At 71.4% G+C, this 20,750-nt stretch carries 16 protein-coding genes; 7 read left to right on the top strand and 9 right to left on the bottom strand.

Annotation, left to right across the window (positions count from 1 at the left end):
* Positions 1-2 precede the first annotated feature (2 nt).
* The 6 genes from AMK10_RS30270 to AMK10_RS30295 all read right to left on the bottom strand — a co-directional run bounded on the left by AMK10_RS30270 (position 3) and on the right by AMK10_RS30295 (position 7,970).
* Positions 3-950, bottom strand: coding sequence for a carbohydrate ABC transporter permease (locus tag AMK10_RS30270; RefSeq protein WP_073751766.1), 948 nt, complete (start codon positions 948-950; stop codon positions 3-5).
* A 2-nt stretch (positions 951-952) separates the two neighbouring features.
* Positions 953-1,858: a carbohydrate ABC transporter permease gene (locus tag AMK10_RS30275; protein WP_073751768.1), complete on the bottom strand. Its 906-nt coding sequence runs from the start codon at positions 1,856-1,858 to the stop codon at positions 953-955.
* Between the two features lie 272 nt (positions 1,859-2,130).
* Complete coding sequence (locus AMK10_RS30280) at positions 2,131-3,387, bottom strand: ABC transporter substrate-binding protein (protein WP_073751770.1); 1,257 nt, start codon at positions 3,385-3,387, stop codon at positions 2,131-2,133.
* A gap of 59 nt (positions 3,388-3,446) precedes the next feature.
* Positions 3,447-4,703: a Gfo/Idh/MocA family protein gene (locus AMK10_RS30285; protein WP_073751772.1), complete on the bottom strand. Its 1,257-nt coding sequence runs from the start codon at positions 4,701-4,703 to the stop codon at positions 3,447-3,449.
* A gap of 53 nt (positions 4,704-4,756) precedes the next feature.
* The gene (locus AMK10_RS30290) at positions 4,757-6,907 is read right to left on the bottom strand and encodes a peptidase C14 (protein ID WP_241839713.1); all 2,151 of its coding nucleotides are present in this window, start codon (positions 6,905-6,907) and stop codon (positions 4,757-4,759) included.
* Positions 6,908-7,115: 208 nt separating this feature from the next.
* Positions 7,116-7,970: an IclR family transcriptional regulator gene (locus AMK10_RS30295; protein ID WP_073751774.1), complete on the bottom strand. Its 855-nt coding sequence runs from the start codon at positions 7,968-7,970 to the stop codon at positions 7,116-7,118.
* A 310-nt stretch (positions 7,971-8,280) separates the two neighbouring features.
* Here AMK10_RS30295 and AMK10_RS30300 point away from each other — a divergent pair, with 310 nt between their 5' ends.
* The 6 genes from AMK10_RS30300 (at position 8,281) to AMK10_RS37520 (ending at position 15,869) form a co-directional block, all read left to right on the top strand.
* Entirely contained in the window at positions 8,281-9,651 is a 1,371-nt protein-coding gene (locus AMK10_RS30300; protein WP_073751776.1) for an aspartate aminotransferase family protein, read from the top strand.
* The gene (locus tag AMK10_RS30305) at positions 9,651-10,838 is read left to right on the top strand and encodes a mandelate racemase/muconate lactonizing enzyme family protein (protein WP_073751778.1); all 1,188 of its coding nucleotides are present in this window, start codon (positions 9,651-9,653) and stop codon (positions 10,836-10,838) included. The genes AMK10_RS30300 and AMK10_RS30305 overlap by 1 nt, the downstream gene beginning before the upstream one ends.
* Positions 10,835-11,680: an amidohydrolase family protein gene (locus AMK10_RS30310; RefSeq protein WP_073751780.1), complete on the top strand. Its 846-nt coding sequence runs from the start codon at positions 10,835-10,837 to the stop codon at positions 11,678-11,680. Before AMK10_RS30305 ends, AMK10_RS30310 begins: the two co-directional genes overlap by 4 nt.
* A gap of 149 nt (positions 11,681-11,829) precedes the next feature.
* On the top strand, positions 11,830-12,669 hold the full coding sequence (locus tag AMK10_RS30315) for an SDR family NAD(P)-dependent oxidoreductase (RefSeq protein WP_073751782.1): 840 nt from the start codon (positions 11,830-11,832) through the stop codon (positions 12,667-12,669).
* Between the two features lie 138 nt (positions 12,670-12,807).
* Entirely contained in the window at positions 12,808-14,943 is a 2,136-nt protein-coding gene (locus AMK10_RS30320; RefSeq protein WP_073751784.1) for a peptidase C14, read from the top strand.
* Complete coding sequence (locus tag AMK10_RS37520) at positions 14,940-15,869, top strand: GNAT family N-acetyltransferase (RefSeq protein WP_073751786.1); 930 nt, start codon at positions 14,940-14,942, stop codon at positions 15,867-15,869. The genes AMK10_RS30320 and AMK10_RS37520 overlap by 4 nt, the downstream gene beginning before the upstream one ends.
* 54 nt (positions 15,870-15,923) lie before the next feature.
* Here AMK10_RS37520 and AMK10_RS30330 read toward each other — a convergent pair whose 3' ends face one another.
* Positions 15,924-16,634: a DUF5995 family protein gene (locus tag AMK10_RS30330; RefSeq protein WP_073751788.1), complete on the bottom strand. Its 711-nt coding sequence runs from the start codon at positions 16,632-16,634 to the stop codon at positions 15,924-15,926.
* Between the two features lie 97 nt (positions 16,635-16,731).
* On the opposite strand from AMK10_RS30330, the gene AMK10_RS30335 reads away from it, so the two are divergent.
* Positions 16,732-17,934: a glycoside hydrolase family 6 protein gene (locus AMK10_RS30335; protein WP_382566035.1), complete on the top strand. Its 1,203-nt coding sequence runs from the start codon at positions 16,732-16,734 to the stop codon at positions 17,932-17,934.
* 16 nt (positions 17,935-17,950) lie between these two features.
* Here the strand turns inward: AMK10_RS30335 and AMK10_RS30340 are convergent, their stop codons facing one another.
* Complete coding sequence (locus AMK10_RS30340; protein WP_073751790.1) at positions 17,951-19,342, bottom strand: uracil-xanthine permease family protein; 1,392 nt, start codon at positions 19,340-19,342, stop codon at positions 17,951-17,953.
* Between the two features lie 162 nt (positions 19,343-19,504).
* Positions 19,505-20,734, bottom strand: a complete 1,230-nt coding sequence (locus tag AMK10_RS30345) for an MFS transporter (protein ID WP_073751792.1) — start codon at positions 20,732-20,734, stop codon at positions 19,505-19,507.
* Positions 20,735-20,750 lie beyond the last annotated feature (16 nt).

Consider the following 20,750-nt stretch of genomic DNA (forward strand, 5'->3'; position numbering starts at 1 on the left):
GACTATCCCTTGATTCCGGACGCGGTGACGCCCTCGGTGAAGTAGCGCTGGCCCACCATGTACGCGGCGAAGATGGGCACGAACGCGATGACGGAGCCGGAGAGCACCACATTGAGCGGCACGTTCTGCTGCTGGAGCGAGGCGATGCCGACCGTGAGGGTGCGCATGTCGGTGGACTGGCCGATGACCAGCGGCCACAGGAAGTCGTTCCAGTGCCACAGGAAGACGAACACACCGAGCGTGGCGAGGATCGGCTTCAGCAGGGGCAGGACGATCCGGTAGAAGATCTGCCACTCGTTGCAGCCGTCGAGACGGGCCGCCTCGAAGAGCTCGTCCGGCAGTCCCTGGATGAACTGCCGCATCAGGAACACCGCCTGGGCGTTGGCCAGCGTCGGCACGATCAGACCCCAGTAGGTGTCCACGCCGCCCAGCTTCGCGATCATCGCGAAGGTCGGGATCATCGTGACGTGGTAGGGGACCATCACCATCGACAGGAACGACCAGAACATCGTCTCCCGGCCGGGGAAGCGCTTCTTGGCGAAGGCGTACCCGGCGAGCGAGGCGAGCAGCAGCACGCCGACGACCGAGACGACCGAGTAGACCAGGGTGTTGACCAGCCAGCGCGGCACGTCCTGGGCGCTCATGACGGTGTCGTACGCCTCGCCGGTCAGCGGCCACGGCACCAGGCTGCCGGGGAACTCGACCGCCGCGGACGGCTTCAGGGAGAGCACGACCATCGCGTAGAACGGGAAGACCGTCACGATCGCGGCCACCGTCAGCAGCGCCGCGCGCCCGATCCGGCCGGCCCGGGTGGGCCTCATGCCGTACGGGACGGTGTCCTGCTCCGAGAGCTTGCGCAGCCGGCGTGCGGTGCGACGGGAGGCCCGGTCCGGAACCACGGGCGCCTTCTCGGCGGGCGGGGCCTCGGTCTCGACGGGTGCTGCGGTCATGGTCACTGGTCCTTCCCGATCACGAGCCGCTGGATCACGGCGACCACCACGGTCAGCACGAAGAGCGCGACGCCGATGGCGGAGGCGTAACCCAGGTCGAAGTATTTGAAGCCCGCGTCGTAGAGCTGGAAGACGAGCGTGTAGCTGGCGTTGGCGGGGCCGCCGCCGGTCATCGTGTACACGGCGTCGAACACCTGGAACGAGGCCGTCGTCTCGATCACGGCGAGGAAGAACAGGGCGGGCTTGAGCTGCGGCAGCACGATGTAACGGAACCGCTGCCAGGGGCCGGCCCCGTCGGTGAGCGCGGCCTCCTCCAGCTCACGCGGGATGTCCTGCATCCGGGCGAGCAGGATCAGCATCCCGTAGCCGAAGCGGGACCAGACGCCGACGATCGCGAGCGCGGGCAGGACCAGGACGTCGTCGGAGAGCCAGGAGCCCTCGGACATCCCGAACCAGCCCATCAGGGTCGACCACGGGCCGCCGGTGGAGAAGATCCAGACGAAGACGGTGGCGGCCAGCACCAGCGAGGTGACGACCGGCAGGAAGAACACCGAACGGAAGAACTTCGCGCCGCGGAACGCGCGCCGGGTGATCAGCGCGAGGGAGACCGACGCGACGAGCGTGCCGGGCACGGCGAGCACGGTGTAGAGGACGGTGACCTTCAGCGCCTGCCAGAACAGCGAGTCGTCCCAGAGGCGGGTGAAGTTGTCGAGCCCGATGAAGCTGCCGCCGCCGGTGAGGGAGTAGTCGGTGAAGCTCATCAGCACACCGGCGATGCCGGGGCCGAACCGGAAGGCGAGGAACAACAGGAAACACGGGAGGACGAAGAGCAGGCCGATCCGGGCCTCGCGGCGCGCCTGCGGCCCGCTGCGACGGCCCCGGCGGGTGGGTTCCGCGACGACTGCCACGGGGATCTCCTTGCGGGATGAGGGAGTTGCGGGGGACGGGGGAGTCCCCCCGGGGGAAAGCGGTCCGGGCCGGGATGCGACCGGACCGGGGGAGCGGTGCCCTGGCCGGAGTGCCGGCCGGACCCGGGGGACGCGGTGCCCGGGCCGGGTGCCGGCCGGGCCCGGGCACCGCGCCCGGACCGGGGGAGCGGTGCCCTGGCCGGAGTGCCGGCCGGACCCGGGGGACGCGGTGCCCGGGCCGGGTGCCGGCCGGGCCCGGGCACCGCGCCCGGTCAGCGGCCGAGCATCGCCTGGGCCGCCTTCGCGGCCGAGTCCAGCGCCTCCTGCGGGCTCTTGTTGCCCAGCAGCGCCGCCTGGATCTCCGGAGCGAGCACGCCCTGGACCTCACGGGCCTTGTCCTGGAGCGGGCCCACCGTCATGCTCGGCAGCGTGGCGCCGACCGCCGTCTGGAGGGCGTCGCCCGGGTACAGGTCGCCGCCGGACTCGCGGGCCGGGAAGTAGCCCGCACCCTTCTGGAGACCGGCCGTGTTCTTCGACTCGGCGACGAAGTTCAGCCAGTCGCCGGTGTTCTTCCTGTCGGCGCCCTTCAGCATCGACAGGGCGCCGATCGTGCCGTAGCCGACCGACTTCACGTCCTTCAACGGCGGCTGGACGACGATGTTCTCCTTGCCCCAGAACGGCTCGACGTCCGCAGGGGTGTTCTGCCAGGTGCAGGCCACCTTGCCCTTGGCGGTCGGGGTCTGCTCCAGCTTCGGCGTCGTCGTGACCAGGTCCTTGTCGGTGTAACCGCCGTCGACGAGCTTCTTCAGATACGTCAGGGCCTTCACCCCTGCCGCGTCGTTGAAGGTGACGCTCTTGCCGTCCTCGGAGAAGACGTCGCCGCCCGCCTGCCACAGCAGCGGGTAGAAGGTCATGTTCAGCGTCTGCTGGGTGTCACCGCTGTAGCTGGTGGCGTAGTACCCCTTCTCCTTCAGCTTCGGGGCCAGTGCCTCCAGCTCCGCCCAGCTGGTCGGGTAGTTCGTCTCGCCGATGGCGGTGAACACCCGCTTGTCGCAGATCAGCGGGTTGGCGCTGGTCAGGACCGGGGTGGCGAGGGCCTTGCCGTCCACCGTCACGGAGGTCAGGGCGAAGTCGGTGTAGTCCGACTTGGCGTCGGCGGGCATGTACTCGTCCGCCGGGATGATGCTGCCGGCGTACTTCGGCAGCTGGTCCGGGATCAGGTAGACCGCGTCCGGGCCCTTTCCGGAGGCGATCGCGGTGGCGAGCGCGGTGTCGCGGTTGGCCCAGGGGAAGGTCTCCACCTTCACCGTGACACCCGCGTGCTCCTTCTCGAACGCCTTGGTCAGGCCGTCCCAGTACGCCTTGTTCTTGGCCTCGTCGAAGATCACCGGGTAGGTCCACATGGTGACGGTGTTGCCGTCGTCGCCGCTGCCGGAACAGCCGGCCAGCACTCCGGCGGCGAGCGCGGTGGCCATCACGGGGGCGGCGAGTGCGCGGACTCTCGAACGGCGGGTGAGAAGACGGGACATGAGGTGGTCCTCCGAGGACGTGAGGGTGGAGCCGGGAAGAGGAGCGAGAGGAGGGGGAATCATCGGGCGGGAACCGTCTGGACGGTGCCGGTGTGCCGGGCGCGTTCTGCGGCGAACGCCGCCAGATGACTGCCGAGCGAGGTGGCGGGACCGGAGCGGACCGCCCCGGCGTCGCCCGTGGCGACGGCGGTGACGAACGCCTCGACGAGCGCGGCGTCCCCGCCGCCGTGCCCGTCGGCCGCGTTCGAACCGGACGCGCCGATCTCATGGACGGTGGTCGCGCCGGTACGGAAGTCCTGGACCGTGACCCGCTCGCCGTCACCGTTCAGCCAGCCGTGCGAGCCGAAGATCCGGGTCCGGCGGTGCGTCTGCTCGGTGAACGCCACCATCTGGAAGGTCGCGGTCACCCCGTCCGTCAGCTGCATGGCGAGGGCCTGGTGGTCGACCACGTCGTTGTCGCCGCGGTACGCGCAGACGCCGTACGGGCCTTCGCGCAGCGCCCGCACCAGACCGGCCTCGTCGGTCGCCCCGGTGACATGGGTGACCGGCCAGACCGCGCCCTTCTCGCGCAGCGTCGGCATGTACAGCTTCAGCGCGCTGTACGGGCAGCCGGACTCCACCGCGCAGTCCAGGCAGCGCTCGGCGGACCCTTCCGGGGCGTTCTCCGGCCGGAAGTGCTTCAGACCGCCGAAGCTGGAGACCCGTTCGATCCGGCCGCCCATGACGTACGTGATCCAGTCGAGGTCGTGGCACGACTTGGCGAGCAGCATCGGCGACGAGTCCTTCTCGCTGCGCCAGGGGCCGCGCACGTAACTGTGCGCGTAGTGCCACCAGCCGACCGGCTCCAGATGGTCGAGGGAGACCAGCTGCCCGAGCACGCCGGAGTCCACGACCTCCTTCACCAGGTCGGTGTAGGGGGTGTACCGCATGACGTGGCAGACCGCGAAGAGCACCCCGGTCCGCTCCACACCCTCGACGATCGTCCGGGTCTCGTCCTCCGTCGGGGCGAGCGGCTTCTCGGCGAGGATCGCGTAGCCGGCCTTTGCCAGGGCCAGCACCGGCTCCACATGGAAGCGGTCCTGGGTGGCGACGACGACGGCGTCCGCGATGCGGTGCTCGACGAGAGGCCGCCAGTCGTCGAACTCGACGGGTGCGCCGGCGGCGGCACGCGCCGCGGGACGCGGGTCGGCGACGGCGACGAGCTCGGCGCGCTCGGGATGAGCCTTGATCCACTCGGCGTACGTCAGACCGCGGTTGCCGGCGCCGACGAGCGCGACCCGGACGGGCCGGCCGGTGATCGGGGTGTGCGTGGACACGTGGGTTCCCTGGGACTCGATGGGCGGGTTCGGTGGTGCGGTCCGGGGCGCGGTCAGAACCGCAGCGTGGCCGCGGTGTGCGAGACGCGGTCGCCCTCGTCCGGCAGCGCGGTGCGCTCGGTGCCGTCCTCGACGCAGCCGGAGTGCAGCAGATGGCTGCCGGAGCCGGTGAACGCCGCGGGCCGCAGTTCGAGCCGGCCGCCGGTGAAGGTGGAGCCCGTCGCCCGGTAGCGGTTGGTCCCGTCGGTCACCAGCACATGCGCGGTGCCCTCGGGCGCGGTCGAGTCGAGGCCGGTCAGACGCCAGTCGACGGTCCGCCCCGCGCCGGTGCGCGAGAGCAGGGCGCCGTCCTTGTTCGTACCGACGAGCCGGGTGCCGTCGATCCGCAGCCGCTGGTCCTTGGCGGAGGTCAGCTTCAGCCCGCTGTCGCGGAGTTCGCCGCCGTCGACGGTGATGTCCTGGTGGGCGAGCGAGACGGGCGCGCTGTCCTTGGAGCCGGTCAGGACGCAACTGTCCAGGACCAGCGGCCCGGTGCCGTTGAACACCGCGCCGTCGACCCCGTTCAGTGCCGTCCGGGCGAGGGTGACCGGGGCGGCCACGGATGCCTGGGTGATCTCGGCGCCCGCGGCGAACGAGAACGACGAGTCGGCGATCACATTGGGCCGGGCCGAGAGCGTGGAGGCCTGGGAGATGATCAGCGGCCCGCTCGCCGTGCACCCGCGCAGCTGCACACCGTCGGCGTTGATCCAGAGCATGCCGGAGCCGGAGAGGGACTTCTTGCCGATGACGAGGACGTCCTCGAGCGTCAGATCGGTGATCCTGACCCGGGCCACGAACCAGGAGCAGGCGTGGCGGCGTACGGTGATCCGCTTGGCCCGGCCGCCCCAGGCGGCGCCCGAGTTGGCGAACGTCATCAGCCCGGAGTTGCCGGTGTAGACGAGGTCGTGCTCGAACTGGCCGTGCGTCACGAACGGCCCCTCGTCGTCACCGTCGCCGTGGCAGTTGGTGACGTAGCAGTAGGCCGAGGCCGTGAAGTCGTTGAGGTGGCGGGCGTTGGATGTGTGACAGTCCTCCACGTGCCCGTACAGACAGTAGATCTGCTGCGTCAGATAGCCCGCGCCGCCGTACGTGACGGACTTCGGGTTCGTCAGTGAGCACTGCTCGGTGCGGTAGTACGTGCACCAGCGGCGCATCACCACCGGCCAGAAGGTGCCGACGGCCTCGATCCCGGAGACGTCGCAGCGCACCGCGTACTCGTACGAGACCGGGTGCGAGCCGGTCATCTCGTCCTCGCCCCAGCCCTCGAAGACGAGGTTGCGGACATGGGCGCGCTCGACGGGCTCGATCCGGGTCCAGGTGAGTGTCCGGCCGGCGGCCAGGTCCCAGCCGATCTGGTAGTTGACCCGGATGTGCTCCGCGTCCACGACATCGGTGACCTGGACGAGGCGCTGGACCTCCTTCTCGTACTTCCCCGACAGGGCGTTGATCTCCACGGCCCACCACTGGCCTACGGAGAACTTGCCCGAGTCGCCGACCTCGAAGAGATCGGACAGATCCGGCATCGCCGAGCCCAGGGTGTGCTCGACCGTCGTGTCGGTGACGGTGCCGCGGAAGGAGAGGACGGCGCCGAAGGGGTTGTCGTGGGTGTTCTTCTCGATGTCTTCGGTGGTCATGCGGTGGCCGCCGAAGTCGAGTTCGATGTTGGAGCGGTTCCACTGGTGGCGTCGGGTGAAGTGGAGGTCGGTGTGGGCTTCGATGCGGTGGACGGTGGGGTCGTCGATCATCGCGTCGAGTGCGGCGTCGGCGGGGTGTTCGGTGCCGAAGTGGCCGAAGGTGCGGAAGTCGAGGGTGCCGGTGTGGAGTTGGTGCCAGCGTCCGGGGCTGTCGTCGGCGGGTGCGATGACGGTTCCGCCGTTGTGGGTGTCCTTGGACTTCTTGTCCCAGCGCAGGGCCATCGCGCCGCCGTCGCCGGGGGTGTGGTAGCCGGAGAGCAGGACCTGGGTGTGGTCGTCGAGCGGCCGGGTGTTCAGGGCACGGAGTTCGGCGACCGTGCCGGCCCTCAGCACAGCGGTGGCGCGGGAGGGCGCGGCCTGCGCGGACCCGGTGGCCACGGCCGAGCCGGCCATGACCAGCCCGGCCAGCCCGGAGGCCCGCAGCAGAGTACGACGGGACCGGTCGGAGGTGTGGTGGTGCGGAACGCTCATGCGGACTTCGCCTTCCGAGAAGTGCCGGGAATGAGGGAGCGTTCCTGCGGGGGACTGCCATGAGGCGGATGGCTCGAAAGGGTCCGGCCCTCGGATGTCCACGACGCGATGGGCAGGCGTCGGAAGCGGGCCGGAAGGGGTGAATCGCCGATGCCGTGAGGATCTCATCGGGGTTGGCAGGGAACCTACGGCCGATGAAGCCGATCGGTCAAGACCCGATTCCGCCGGAATGCGCCGCACCGGTGTCCGCCGCCCCGTCCTCGTCCGGCTCCCAGCCCAGCGAGACGCTGATCCGCCGCGCCGCGTCCCGGACCTGGCCGCCGAGCTCCTGGTAACGCCAGGCCGGCAGGCCGAGCTTGAGCCCGGTGATGCTGACCGCGCCCGCGCACACCGAACGGTCGTCGAAGACGGGCGCGCCGATGCAGATGATGCCTTCGGCGTCCTCCTCGTCGTCCAGGGCGTAGCCGACCCGGGCGATGTCGCGCAGATGCGAGAGGAACGTGGCCGGGTCGGTGATGGTGCGGGAGGTCCGCCGGGGCAGGCCGAACCGCTCGATCACCGAGGCGGCCTCGCTCTCGGGCACCGCGGAGAGCAGCGCCTTGCCCAGGCCCGTGCAGTGCGGCAACTCGCGCTGCCCCATCCGCAGGTCGAGCCGGACGCGCTGGTCGAGCTCGACCTGGTCCACGACGACCGCGTGGCCGTCCTCCGGCACGGCGAGCCGGGACGCCATACCGGTGGACGCGGTCAGCTCCGTGAGCACCGGGTGGGCGACGCCGCGCAGGGACACCTGGGAGCGCGCCCGGTCGCCCAGCCGCGCCAGGCTCATGCCGAGCCGGTAGCGGCGGTTCATGCCCTCGCCGTCGTCCGAGACGAGGCCGTACGCGCGCAGGGTCTGGAGCATGCCGAAGGCGGCGCTCTTGGAGATGCGGCAGGCCTGGCCGACCTCCGTGACGCTGAGGCCGTTCCCCTGGGAGGGGGCGGCGAGCGCCTCGAGGATGTCCGCTGCCCTGGCCACGCTCTTGACCCAGTACTTCGGTTCTTCTGGGGCAGCACTGTTCGTCATAGCAGAACAGCCTAGTGGGCCTCGGGGGTGAGTGGAGCCCTTTCCGTGCCGAAAGGCCTCTGGAATGGGGGATTTGGCGTCACGGAGGGGTTGACCACCCCTGCGAGCGGACGTAGCATCCAGACCTGTTCTGCTCTACAGAACAGCGTTCGGAAAATCGGCAACACCGAAGAAACATCGAAGAGCACCCGAAGCAACACGCACCACGGACACCACTTCCTGCGGAGACTGCCGGGCGGATGGCGCCAGGGACTCACGGGCCGGGCAGGGCCTGTGAAACCGACGACTCTCGACGCAAGGAGCAAGCACCATGGGTTCAGGCCCGGTAGGCAAGGAATCCGGAGCCCGACTCGCCGAACGCGCCCGCCAGGTCGTACCCGGCGGCGTGAACAGCGGTCAGCGCAGCGTTCCCGGACTGACCGACCTGGTCGTCACCGGTACCGACGGCGCACGGTTCCGTACCGCCGACGGACGCGTGTACACCGACTTCCACTCGGCGTTCGGCCCGCCACTGCTCGGACACAACGACCCCGACGTGGCCCGCGCCACCGCGGAGGCCGGCGCCACCCTCGGCCACATGGGCGTCGGTGTCACCGAGGGTGAGGTCCTCCTCGCCGAACAGCTCACCGAGCTGATCCCGTCGATCGAGAAGGTGCTCCTCACCAGCACCGGCAGCGAGGCCACCTTCCACGCGCTGCGCGTCTCCCGCGCCGCCACCGGGCGCCGTCTCGTCGTCAAGTTCCAGGGCTGCTACCACGGCTGGCACGACTCGGTCAGCCTCAACGTCATCTCCGCCCCCGAGAAGGTCGGCGGCCACGACCCGATCTCGACCGGCATCCTGCCCGAGGTCCTCGACGCCACCCTCGTCCTGCCGTTCAACGACAGCGAGGCCGTGCGCCGCACCTTCGCCGAGCACGGCCCCGACATCGCGGCCGTCATCGTCGAACCCGTCCCGCACAACGTCGGCGCGCTCCTGCCCCACCAGGAATTCCTCACCACCCTGCGCGAGGAGACCACGAAGGCGGGCAGCGTCCTGATCTTCGACGAGGTCATCACCGGCTTCCGTCACGACATCGGCGGCTGGCAGAAGATCTCCGGCGTCACCCCGGACCTCACCACCCTCGGCAAGGCCATCGCCAACGGCGCCCCCGTTGGCGCGATCGGCGGCCGCGCCGACCTGATGGACCTCTTCTCCACCCGCCCCGGCGCCCCGGCCTTCTTCGCCGGCACGTACAACGGGCACCCGTCCGTCGTCGCCGCCGCCCTCGCCACCCTGCGCAAGCTCCGCGAGGAGCCGGTCCACGAGCACGTCTTCCGTCTCGGCGAGCGGGTCCGCACCGAACTCACCGGGCTCTACGAGCGCCTCGGCGTCCCCGCGGTCGTCACCGGCTACGGCTCCGTCTTCGTCAGCTACTTCATGCCGGGCGAGACCCCCCGCACCTACGCCGACCTGCTGAAGAACGACGCCTCGCTGTTCGTCGGCTACCGCCGCAGGCTCCTCGACCACGGGCTGTTCGAGCTGCCGCTCAACCTCAAGCGCAGCCACATCAGTTACGCCCACACCGACGCCGACGTCGACCGCCTCGTCGAAGGCACCGAGGCCGCCGTCGAGGCCGTCCTCGCCGACGGCGGTGCCCGTGACCTGGAGAACACCTCGACCATGGGTGGAGCGACCCGCTGATGCTGACCGTCAACCGCACCCGCCCCGCCGGGCCCGCCGGGCGCATCACCCGCGTCGAGACACTGATGCTCGGCACCTCGTGGCGCGACTTCGGCTACGTCCGGGTCCACACCGACGAGGGCCTCTCCGGCATCGGCGAGATCACCCATCCCTACCGGGTACGTGAGGTCTGCGACCTCACCGAGGCCATCGCGCGGCGCCACCTCATCGGCGCCGACCCCTTCGACATCGAGGAGCTCTGGCTCCGCGTCTACCAGGGCGACTTCCTGCGCGGCGGGGACATGGGCGGCGTCGCCCTGTCGGGACTCGACCAGGCGATGTACGACCTCATGGGCAAGGCCCTCGGAGTGCCCGCGTACCGCCTCACCGGCGGCGCGTGCCGCGACGAGGTACGGGTGTACGCCAACGGCTGGTACACCGGCGAGCGCGAGCCCGAGGTCTTCGCGGCCAAGGCGAAGGAGACCGTGGCGAAGGGCTTCACCGCCCTCAAGTTCGACCCCTTCGGTCCCGGGCTGCACGAACTGGAGCGCGCCGAACTGCGCCGCTCCGTCGCCCTCGTGGCCGCCGTCCGCGAGGCGATCGGTCCCGACGTCGACCTCTTCATCGAGGGCCACGCCCGGTTCGCCATGCCCACCGCCGCCCGGCTCGTGCGCGAGCTGGAGCCCTTCGACATCGGCTGGTTCGAGGAGCCGATGCCCTGGACGCACATCGAGCGGTACGCGGAGCTGCGGCAGCGCGCCGCCTTCCCGATCTCCGGCGGCGAGCACTTCCACAACCGCTACGAGTACAAGCAGCTCTTCGCGACCCACGCCGTCGACATCATCCAGCCCGACCTCTCCATGGCCGGCGGCTTCACCGAGGTCCGCAAGCTGGCCGCGATCGCCGACACCCACGGCATGCTCGTCGCCCCGCACAACTCCAACTCGCCGCTCTGCACCACGGTCTCCGTGCACGCGACGCTCGGCATGCCCAACCTCAAGATCCTGGAGACCTTCGACGGGCTCCTGGAGCCGTTCGTCTTCGACGCCCTCAAGGGCACCCTCCCGATCGTCGACGGCCACATCGGCCTGCCGACCGCCCCCGGTCTCGGCGTCGAGCTCGTCGACGAGGTCTTCGAGGAACACCCGCCCAGCCACCGCTTCTGGAACATGTTCGCGGACGGCTGGGAGAAGCGGAACCGCACATGATCACCGACGTCCACTCCCACCTCTTCCGGCACAGCCACGACTTCACGGACCCTTTCAGCTCCGACTCCGCCCGCGCCCACGCGGGCGAGGTCGACCTGACGGTGAAGTGGGAGGAGTACGCCGCCACCGCGCCCGAGTCCACCCGCACCATCGTCGTCGGCGGCAAGGCGCGCCGCAGCGGACTCTGGGTCGACGACGCCGCCGTGGCCGCGTACGCCGGACAGCACCCCGACCGGCTGATCGGCTACCTGGCCCTCGACCCCACCCAGCCCGGCTGGCAGGAGGAACTCCGCTACGGCCACCAGGAGCTCGGGCTGCGCGGCATCAAGCTCATGCCGATGTACGCGGGCTTCGACCCGGCGGCGGAGGAGTACGACGAGCTGTACACGTACGCCGAACGGCACGGGCTGCCCCTCCTGGTGCACACCGGTACGACGTTCGTCTCCAGCGCACCGCTGGAGTGGGCGATGCCCCGGCACCTGGACGCCGTCGCCATCCGCCACCCCGAACTGCGGATGGTCCTCGCCCACCTCGGCCACCCCTTCGAGGGCGAGTGCATCGCGGTCATCCGCAAACACCCGCACGTGTACGCCGACCTCAGCGCCCTGCACTACCGGCCGTTCCAGCTCTGGCACAGCCTCCGGCTGGTGCAGGACTACGGGGTCTTCCACAAGGTGATGTTCGGCAGCGACTACCCGTTCACCACGGTCGACGACTCGGTGAAGGGGCTGCGCGAGATCGCCCGCATCCCCGGCATCCCCGGGCTGCCGCCGCTGGACCGGGACGCGGTGGAGGAGATCATCCACCGGCCGTCGCTGGACCTGCTGGGCCTGAACGGCTGACCGACACCGGCCGTTCCCACGATCTGCCGGCCGGCACACGGGATCTTCCCCCGTTTCCCGGCCGCCGGCCGGCAGCCGGGCCGCCGCACGCTCCACCCCCGGTGCGGCGCGGCGGCCCACCTCCCCGTACCACTCCGCCTGGAGGATCCATGTCCGCAGCCGCCCCGCCCCGCTCCACCGACCGCTTCGACCTCACCGGCCGCACCGCGGTCGTGACCGGAGCCGCACGCGGCCTCGGCCGGTCCTTCGCCGTCGGCCTCGCCGAGGCGGGCGCCGACGTGGTCCTCGTCGACCTGCCGGGCGCCGACGGTGCCGAGGAGACGGCCGCGGCCGTCGAGGCGCTGGGGCGCCGGTGCTGGACGTACGGGCAGGACCTCGCCGACATCGAGGCGCTGGCCGGATTCGCCGACACCGTACGCGCGGAGGCCGGACCGCTGCACATCCTCGTCAACAACGCGGGAACGGCGGCCCTGGAGCGGTTCAACGAGATCACCCCGGCGAGCTGGTCGCACATCATGCGGGTCAACGTCGACGCGGTGTTCTTCCTCAGCCAGCGCGTCGCCGAACACATGACGGCCGACGGCGTCGCGGGGCGCATCATCACCATCACCTCGAAGAACGCCCTGGTGGCGGAGGCGGGCCTGGCTCACTACAACGCCTCCAAGGCCGCCGCCCAACTGCTCACCGAGACCCTGGCGGTCGAGCTCGCCCCGCACGGCATCACCGCGAACACCCTGGCCCCCGGCATGGTCGAGACGCCCATCGACGGGGAGTTCCCCTTCGACCGGGAGGCGTTCGAGGCCGCGTACCGCGAGCGGATCCCGCTCGGCAGGTACGCCCGGCCCGACGAATGCGTGGGGGCGCTCCTGCTCCTCGCGTCCGACGCCGGGGCCTACCTCACGGGTACGCGCCTGGTCGTCGACGGGGGAGTGCTGGCCGACCAGATGCCGCGGATGCGGTTCATGCCGCCGTACCGCAACACGATCTGACGCCGTCGGACCGGTCCCGTCCGCCCCGCACCGGCCGGACGCCGCGCACGCGTCGAGAGCACGTCCCGAGCACGTTCCCGCATACGCGTCGAGAGCACGTCCCGAGCACGCATCGACCCTGCGAGGAGCACCTCCGTCATGTCAGGCAACGCATCGCCCCGTCGTACTCTGCTGCGGGCCTCCGGGCTGGCCGGGCTGGTCATGGCCGGCTCGGCCGTGGCCACCGGGTCCGCGCAGGCCGCGCCCTCCCGCGCCACCGCTGTGCTGAGGGCCGGCACGGTCGCCGAACTCCGTGCCCTGAACACCCGGCCGCTCGACGACCACACCCAGGTCCTGCTCTCCGGCTACCACACCCCCGGCGACGGCGGCGCGATGGCCCTGCGCTGGAACAAGAAGTCCAAGGACACCCACAACGGCGGAACCGTCATCGCACCCGCCGACGACAGCCCCGGACGCTGGCACCAACTCCACACCGGCACCCTCGACTTCCGCACCTTCGGCCACTTCGGCACCGAACACCCCGCCGACGCCGCACTCGACGCGATGATCGACGACCCCACCGTCCACCGCATCGAAGCCCACACCGACCTCCACTTCACCCGACGCCACCTGTTCCACCGCTCCAACATCGAACTCGACTTCGGCGGCCACCGCATGACCACCGAAGACATCGAGAAGAACACCCACGACAACCCCTTCGGCGCCGTCCTCTCCTTCCGCGGCACCGTCACCGACACGACGGTCGAGCACACCCTCTCCGGGAAGGTCGTCGAGCTCACCGACACCTTCCCGGTCCCGGACTCCCAGGCGTTCGAGCCCGGCCAGTGGTGGACCGTGCGGGTCGACCCGGTCGCGGGCGGCGGAGGTGACGAGCGCGAGCTGCAGAAGCTGGTCGAGATCACCGAGATCGTCGACGCCGGTCACATCCGCATCGGCTACCTCAACGGCTGGGAACTCGCCGCGGGCCGCAGGCTCACCTGGAACCGGGTCGAGCCGGTGGTGAACACCCACATCCGCAATCTCGTCTTCGAGGGCGCCGGGGACGACGAGTACACCGGATCGCACCCCGTCAGCTTCGAGTACGCCGTCGGCTGCGATGTCTTTGGCATCCATGCCACCGGCAGCTTCTGGCCGGTCGTCATGCGCCGCTGGTGCACCCGGTTCCGTACCGAGGGATGCTCCCTGAAGAACCCGCCCACGGTCGAGTACGGCGGCGCGGGCTATCTCACCCAGCAGATCTACTGCCTCTACGGCCGGGTCGCGGACTGCACCACCAGCAATGTCCGCCATCTCAACGACCTCACCGCCTCCGCCTACTGCACGGTGGTGAACTGCCACGGCGACGGCGACGACGCGGGCGGAAACCCGTTCACCACCCACGGCCAGTACGAGCACGACCTGCTCTTCGACGGCAACTCCGGACTGATGGACATCGCCAACTCGGGTGCGCAGTGGGGGATCTCCGCCAAGCGGATCACCGTACGCGGACACGTCTGCTCCTGGTTCGTGGCCGGCACGAAGATCACCGACCTCACCCTCGAAGACGTCACCGTCATCGCCCGCCCGACGTTCGACCAGGCCGGCACGCTCACCGTCAACGCCGACGGCGCGCAGGTGCGGGGCTGCACCGCCAGGACCTTCGCCGTCGCCCAGCGGTCCACCCGCTCCGGCAGGCCCACGGTCATCAGCGACTGCTCGTTCGACCTGCCGAAGGCCGCCGTCCTCGTCCAGACCCCGGTCACCACGCCCGTCCACTTCGTGCGCTGCGCGTTCACCGGCGTCGACGGCGCGATCCTGCGCGGCGCGGGCCCCGTACGTTTCACCGACTGCACGGTCGGCGGCGCCGAGAACTCCGCCCCGTTCTCCGTCGGATCGGCCGATCTGCGCATCGAAGGCGGTACGTACACCGGCACCGGGTTCGAGGCCAGCGCCGTACGCGACCAGTCGGTCACCGTCACCTCGGGCACCCGGTTCACGGGCAGCAACAGCGCGAAGGCGTTCCTCGGCCGCGCCGCCGGACCGGCCACCGTCACCTGGGACATCTCCGGGCTCCACAGCACCGCGGGCGATGCCGACACGGCCCACATCCGCATCGCCGACGGCACCAACCACTACGCCGCGACCGGCAGCAGGTTCACCGGCGGCACGCTTCACCTCGCACCCGAGGCGCTGGCCTCGGCCCTGCACACCTCCTGCGTCGAGCGCGACACCAAGCGTACCGCCATGCCGGCCGACGGCGCCACCGCCCGGACCGAAGGGAACCTCACCCTGTGAGCGCACGGCTGCGGAACAGCACCCCGGCCGACGAACCGGCCCTGCGCGCGCTCTGGGACGTCTGCTTCGACGCCCCGCACATCGGCGCCCTCCACGCCCTCGACCCCGACCGGCACCGCCGCACCTTCGTCGCCGAGACCGCCGGCGGAAGGCTCGACGCGGTCGTCGTCTGGGTGCCGCGCCTGATCCGCGACGCCCACGGCACGCCGCGGCGCGTCGGCGGCATCGGCAGCGTCGCCACCCGCCCCGAGGCGCGGGGGCAGGGGCTGGTCCGGCGCCTGCTCGCCGGGGCCGAGCGGTCCATGACGGCCGAGGGATGCGCCTGGTCGCTGCTGTTCACCGGCACGCCCGGGGTCTACCGGGGTTCGGGGTGGCAGGAGTTCACCACCGGACACATGGAGGGAACGATCAGGCACACGCCTGCGTCGGCGGCGTACCGGGTACGCGAGGCCACGGTTGCCGACGCGGGCACCGTCCGGGCCCTGCACTCCGCGTACAACGCGGCCCGTCCCCTCAGCTCGCTGCGCACCGACGAGGACTGGGCGGTACGCGTCCCGGCCTGGTACGGCCCGCCGGAGCGGGCGCTGGTCGCCGAGGCGCCGGACACCGGGGCGGTCCGTGGATGGCTGGTGGCCGGATACGCGGGCGAGTGCGCGGAGGTGCGGGAGTTCGCGGGCGACTCCGCGTGCCTGCCGGACCTGCTGGGGGCGGTCGCCGCGCGGGGCCTCGCGGCCGGACACCACCGCGCGCGGGTCCGGCTCCCCGCCATCCCCGAGGTCATGGCGGCGCTCCCCGCCCTGCTCGCGGACTCCACGGCCGTCGAGACGCGGACGGGAATGGCCCGCCCGCTGCTGGCCGGTGCCGACGCCGTCCGGGACACGGTCACGGCTGCCGGCGCGGTCCACTGGTACGGCGACAGCTTCTGAGTGGTCCGGGCGGCGTGCCGCACGGCCGGGTCGGACAGCGGAGGCGGTGTGAGGTCAGGCGCAGGGCGTCAGCAGACAGCGCCCGACCAGACCGACCGCCCCGTCCGTCCGCTGCCTGAACTCCTCGGCCAGCAGCGGGAACGCGCGCAGACGCCACAGCACCTTCGCCGCCGACCAGGCGCCCTCGCGAGCCCGTTCCAGGCTCCACGCCCCCGCCAGATGGGTCAGCGGATCGGCGACCTCCAGCAGATCGGGACCGGGCATCAGATCTTCGCGGATCTGCTCCTCCAGCAGGACGAGGAGATCGCCTACCCGGTCGAATTCCTCCTCCAGGTCCGCCGGAGCGCAGCCGAGCGTACGGCAGGTGTCCACGACGGCCAGCGCGAGATCGTGACCGATGTGCGCGTTGATACCGGCCAGCGCGAACTGCAGCGGGCGTACGCCGGGATGGCGGCGGTACTGGAAGAGGGGGCGCCAGCACGCGGGCGGACTGCCGCCCGACACGGCCGTGTCGACCGCCGTCAGATAGCGCTCGGCGAACCGCACGTCCAGCGCGGACACGGCATCCCGGTCCGTGAACGAGCCGTCGGCGATGTGCCGGCCGAGGGTCTCCGTGACCGTCAGATACACCTGGTTGAAGACCGCCACACCGTCCCCGGGCGGCCAGCCGGAGCGGAACGCGCGCATCCGCTCGATCACCGTGCCGACATCGGTCATCGTGCCGGCCGCGCCGGCCGGAATTGCGAACTGCTCGATCCGGTCCATGCGGGCAGCGTCCCAGCCATAGGCTCGCCACGGCGCCGACCGGCCGGAGACTTCATCGGAACGGGCGAACACCCGGCGCCGGAGGAGGGGACGAGGGGTGTCGGGCGTACGGGAACACAGCAGGACCGAGGTGTGGCGGCGCGGACGCGCCGCAGGGCGTCACACGATGGCCGCGCTGGCATCGGCCGTCGTGGTGGCCGGTGCGGCGGCCGGGGTGATGGCAGCGGCGGCGGGGGACGGCGAGCGTACGACCGCCCGCCCCGACCCGACGGCGTCCCCGGTCCTGGAGGCGCTGCCCGCCGTGCCCACCCCTTCGGTGTCCGCCCCGGCGTCCGCGTCGCCCTCGGCCTCGGCCTCGGCGAGCCCGCGTCCGGCCCGGCCGGGACCGGCGAGCGGGGCCCCGGCCGCGTCGGCGAAGCCCTCGGGGCGTGCCGGGGGGATCACCGCGCTCTACCGCCATCCGCAGTCCCAGGTCCTGGACTGGGTCGCCGCCCACCGGAGCGATCCGCGCCGCCCGCTGATCGAGTCGAGGATCGCGGCGCAGCCCGCGGCGGTCTGGTTCCCCGCCTACAACCCGGGTGCCGTGACGGGCCAGGTCCGCGGTGTGACGGCCGCGGCCGCCGCGGCGGGACGTACGCCCGTGCTCGTGCCGTACGCCATCCCCGACCGGGACTGCGGCGGGGCCTCCGAGGGAGGTGCGCCCGGCCTGGACGCCTACGACGCGTGGATGGAGGACTTCGCCGCGGGGCTCGGCAGCGGTCCGGTCATCGTGATCCTGGAACCGGACGCGATAGCCCTGTCGGACTGTCTCTCGGCCGGGCAGCGGGCCGACCGCTTCGCCTCACTGGCCCGGGCGGGCCGCACGCTGCACGCGGCCAACCCGCGGGCCAGGGTCTATTTCGACGGAGGGCACTCCGGCTGGCACAGCGCCGCGAAACAGGCCGCGGCGCTCCGTGAGGCGGGAGCGGCGGCCAGTGGCGACGGCATCTTCACCAACGTGTCCAACTTCCACAGCACGGCCGACGAGGCGGCGTACGCCCGGCGGGTGCTCGCCGCGCTCGGCGGGCCCTCCCGGCTGGGCGCCGTCATCGACACCAGCCGCAACGGCAACGGGGCGCCGAAGGAGGGCGAGTGGTGCGACCCGTCGGGCCGGGCGCTCGGCAGGACCCCGACGACGCGGACCGGAGAGGCCCGGATCGACGCCTACCTCTGGGTGAAGCTGCCGGGGGAGTCGGACGGCTGCAAGGGCTCCGCCGGCTCCTTCACCCCGGACTACGCCTACGAGCTGGCCACGGGCTGAGCGGCCCCGGCCCTGCTCAGGCCTGGCCGGCCGGCGGCTTCTCGTCGTACTGGGACGTGCCGGAGTCCAGCAGGGGCTCCTGCGTCTTGAGGTGCGCGGGGGCGAACGCGCGCAGCGCGTGGTAGCCGGTGATCACGACCAGGGTGCCGAGGGCGATGCCGCTCAGCTCGAAGTTGTCGGTGATCTTCAGGCTGACCCCGCCGACGCCGATGATGATGCCCGCGGCGGCCGGCACGAGGTTGAGCGGGTTGCGCAGATCGACCTTGGCGTTCAGCCAGATCTGGGCGCCCAGGAGGCCGATCATGCCGTAGAGGATGACGGTGATGCCGCCCAGCACCCCACCGGGGATCGCGGCGACGACCGCGCCGAACTTGGGGCAGAGACCGAAGAGCAGCGCGAAGCAGGCCGCGGCCCAGTAGGCGGCGGTGGAGTAGACACGGGTCGCCGCCATCACGCCGATGTTCTCGGAGTACGTGGTGTTGGGCGGGCCGCCCACGGCAGTGGACAGCATGGAGGCGGCGCCGTCCGCGGCGATGGCGGTGCCCAGCTTGTCGTCGAGCGAGTCGCCGGTCATCTCGCCGACGGCCTTCACGTGCCCGGCGTTCTCGGCGATCAGCGCGATGACGACCGGCAGCGCGACCAGGATCGCCGACCACTCGAAGCTCGGAGCGTGGAAGGACGGCAGCCCGATCCAGTCGGCGTCGGCCACCGCGGACAGGTCCAGCCGCCAGTGGTCGACGGCCTCGGCGCCGCCGGCCGGGGAGTGGATCTTCCCGAAGACCAGGTCCAGCACCCAGGACAGGACGTAGCCGAAGACGAGCCCGAGGAAGATCGCGATACGGGAGAAGAACCCGCGCAGACAGACCACGGCCAGCCCGGTGAACAGCATCACCAGCAGGGCCGTCCACTGGTCCTGGGGCCAGTACGTCGACGCGGTGACCGGCGCCAGGTTGAAGCCGATCAGCATGACGACGGCACCGGTCACCACCGGGGGCATCGCCGCGTGGATGATCCGCGCGCCGAAGCGCTGCACCATGAGGCCGACCAGGAACAGCACGGCACCGACGACCAGCACCGCGCCGGTGACCGTGGCGCTGGTGCCGCCCGTGGCCCGGATCGTGGCGGCCACCCCCACGAAGGAGAGCGAGCACCCCAGATAGCTCGGCACCCTGCCCTTCGTCGCCAGCAGGAAGATGGCGGTGGCGACACCGGACATCATGATCGCGAGGTTCGGGTCCAGCCCCATCAGGACCGGGGCGACGAACGACGCCCCGAACATCGCCACCACGTGCTGGGCACCGAGACCGAACGTGCGGGGCCAGGAGAGCCGCTCGTCGGGGCGCACCACGGCCCCCGGTGCGGGCGTCTTTCCGTCGCCGTGCAAGGTCCAGCGCACGCCGAGGCCCATGGTCGCTCCCTGATTGGTGTGTGCGGTACGCCCAGAGGGGTCATCCGCGGCAAAAGATCAGAGCCATGGTAGTGCCGCACCGCCCTGACCTCGTGCTCGCCCCCGCCGCGGCCGGGTGCGGGGCGGCGCGCCCGCGTCGCCTCCCCGCCCTCGGCCCGCCCGTCAGCCGACCTTCTGGCTGCCCGTCGGCGCGGGCTGCGGAACGCCGCCCTCCGCGACCTTGCGGTCGGCCGACCGCAGCACCCCGGCCCCCAGGACCAGCCCGAACGCCAGCACCGTGACCAGACCGAAGGAGACCAGCAGCGAGGTCGCCTCGGCCAGCGAGCCGATCGCGGAGGGCGCGATGAGCCCCGAGGTGTACGTGATGGTGGCGACACCCGCGATGGCCCGGCTCGGATTCGTGCCACTGCGCCCGGCCGCCGCGAACGCCAGCGGCACGACGACCGCCACGCCGAGGCCCAGAAGCCCGAAGCCGCACAGGGCGACGGCGGGGTTGGGGGCCAGGACGACGAGGACTCCGCCCAGCGTGGCCATGGCGCCACCGGCCCGTACGGTCCGCACCGCCCCGAAGCGGTCCACGATCCTGTCACCGGAGATCCTGGCGATGGCCATCATCAGGGCGAACGCCGTGGTCGACGCCGCCGCGAGCCCGGCCGAACTGCCCATGATGTCGCGGAGGTAGACCGCCGACCAGTCCATGCTGGCCCCCTCGGCGAACACCGCGCAGAAGCCGACCGCACCGATGATCAGGGCGGACTTCGGCGGCAGCGTGAAGCGCGGCGGCGGCTCCTCGTCGGGCTCGCTGCGCAGGTCCAGGACGCCCTGGCAGGCGACCAGGCCGAGCGCCGTCAGCACCAGCGCGGCCAGCGTGTGGTGCAGCCTGGCGTCCGCCCCGATGTGCGCCGCGACCGTGCCCGCGGCCGAACCGGTCAGGGCGCCCACGCTCCACATGCCGTGCAGCCCGGACATGATCGACTTGTTCAGCCGGGTCTCCACCTCGACGCCGAGCGCGTTCATCGCCACGTCCGACATCCCCGCGCTCGCCCCGAACACGAACAGCGCGGCGCACAGCGTGATCAGGTTCGGGGCCAGCGCGGGCAGGACCAGCGCCAGCGTCCACAGCGCCAGGAGTCCCCGCAGGGCGGTCCTGGCCCCGAACCGGTGGCTGACGCTGCTGGCCAGCGGCATGGCCAGCGAGGCTCCGATGGCGGGGAAGGCGAGGGCCAGACCGAGTTGGCCGGCGCTCACCGAGGCGTGGTCCTGGATCCAGGGCACGCGGGTCGCGAAGCTGCCGGTCACCGCCCCGTGCACGGTGAAGACCGCGGCGATCGCGAATCTGGCCCGCCTGATCTGCTCCGTACCGAAGACCGGAACCGATGGGTCCGTAGTCATGTGCCGTGCCCTCCCC

Origin of the sequence: Streptomyces sp. CB02058, assembly GCF_001905505.1 — a bacterium.
GTDB lineage: Bacteria > Actinomycetota > Actinomycetes > Streptomycetales > Streptomycetaceae > Streptomyces.

Bases quoted from the DNA above. Each gene is read 5' to 3' on its own strand.
- AMK10_RS30270 (WP_073751766.1), bottom strand. From the start codon at position 950: ATGACCGCAGCACCCGTCGAGACCGAGGCCCCGCCCGCCGAGAAGGCG.
- AMK10_RS30280 (WP_073751770.1), bottom strand. From the start codon at position 3,387: ATGTCCCGTCTTCTCACCCGCCGTTCGAGAGTCCGCGCACTCGCCGCC.
- AMK10_RS30290 (WP_241839713.1), bottom strand. From the start codon at position 6,907: ATGAGCGTTCCGCACCACCACACCTCCGACCGGTCCCGTCGTACTCTG.
- AMK10_RS30295 (WP_073751774.1), bottom strand. From the start codon at position 7,970: ATGACGAACAGTGCTGCCCCAGAAGAACCGAAGTACTGGGTCAAGAGC.
- AMK10_RS30300 (WP_073751776.1), top strand. From the start codon at position 8,281: ATGGGTTCAGGCCCGGTAGGCAAGGAATCCGGAGCCCGACTCGCCGAA.
- AMK10_RS30305 (WP_073751778.1), top strand. From the start codon at position 9,651: ATGCTGACCGTCAACCGCACCCGCCCCGCCGGGCCCGCCGGGCGCATC.
- AMK10_RS30310 (WP_073751780.1), top strand. From the start codon at position 10,835: ATGATCACCGACGTCCACTCCCACCTCTTCCGGCACAGCCACGACTTC.
- AMK10_RS30315 (WP_073751782.1), top strand. From the start codon at position 11,830: ATGTCCGCAGCCGCCCCGCCCCGCTCCACCGACCGCTTCGACCTCACC.
- AMK10_RS30320 (WP_073751784.1), top strand. From the start codon at position 12,808: ATGTCAGGCAACGCATCGCCCCGTCGTACTCTGCTGCGGGCCTCCGGG.
- AMK10_RS30330 (WP_073751788.1), bottom strand. From the start codon at position 16,634: ATGGACCGGATCGAGCAGTTCGCAATTCCGGCCGGCGCGGCCGGCACG.
- AMK10_RS30340 (WP_073751790.1), bottom strand. From the start codon at position 19,342: ATGGGCCTCGGCGTGCGCTGGACCTTGCACGGCGACGGAAAGACGCCC.
- AMK10_RS30345 (WP_073751792.1), bottom strand. From the start codon at position 20,734: ATGACTACGGACCCATCGGTTCCGGTCTTCGGTACGGAGCAGATCAGG.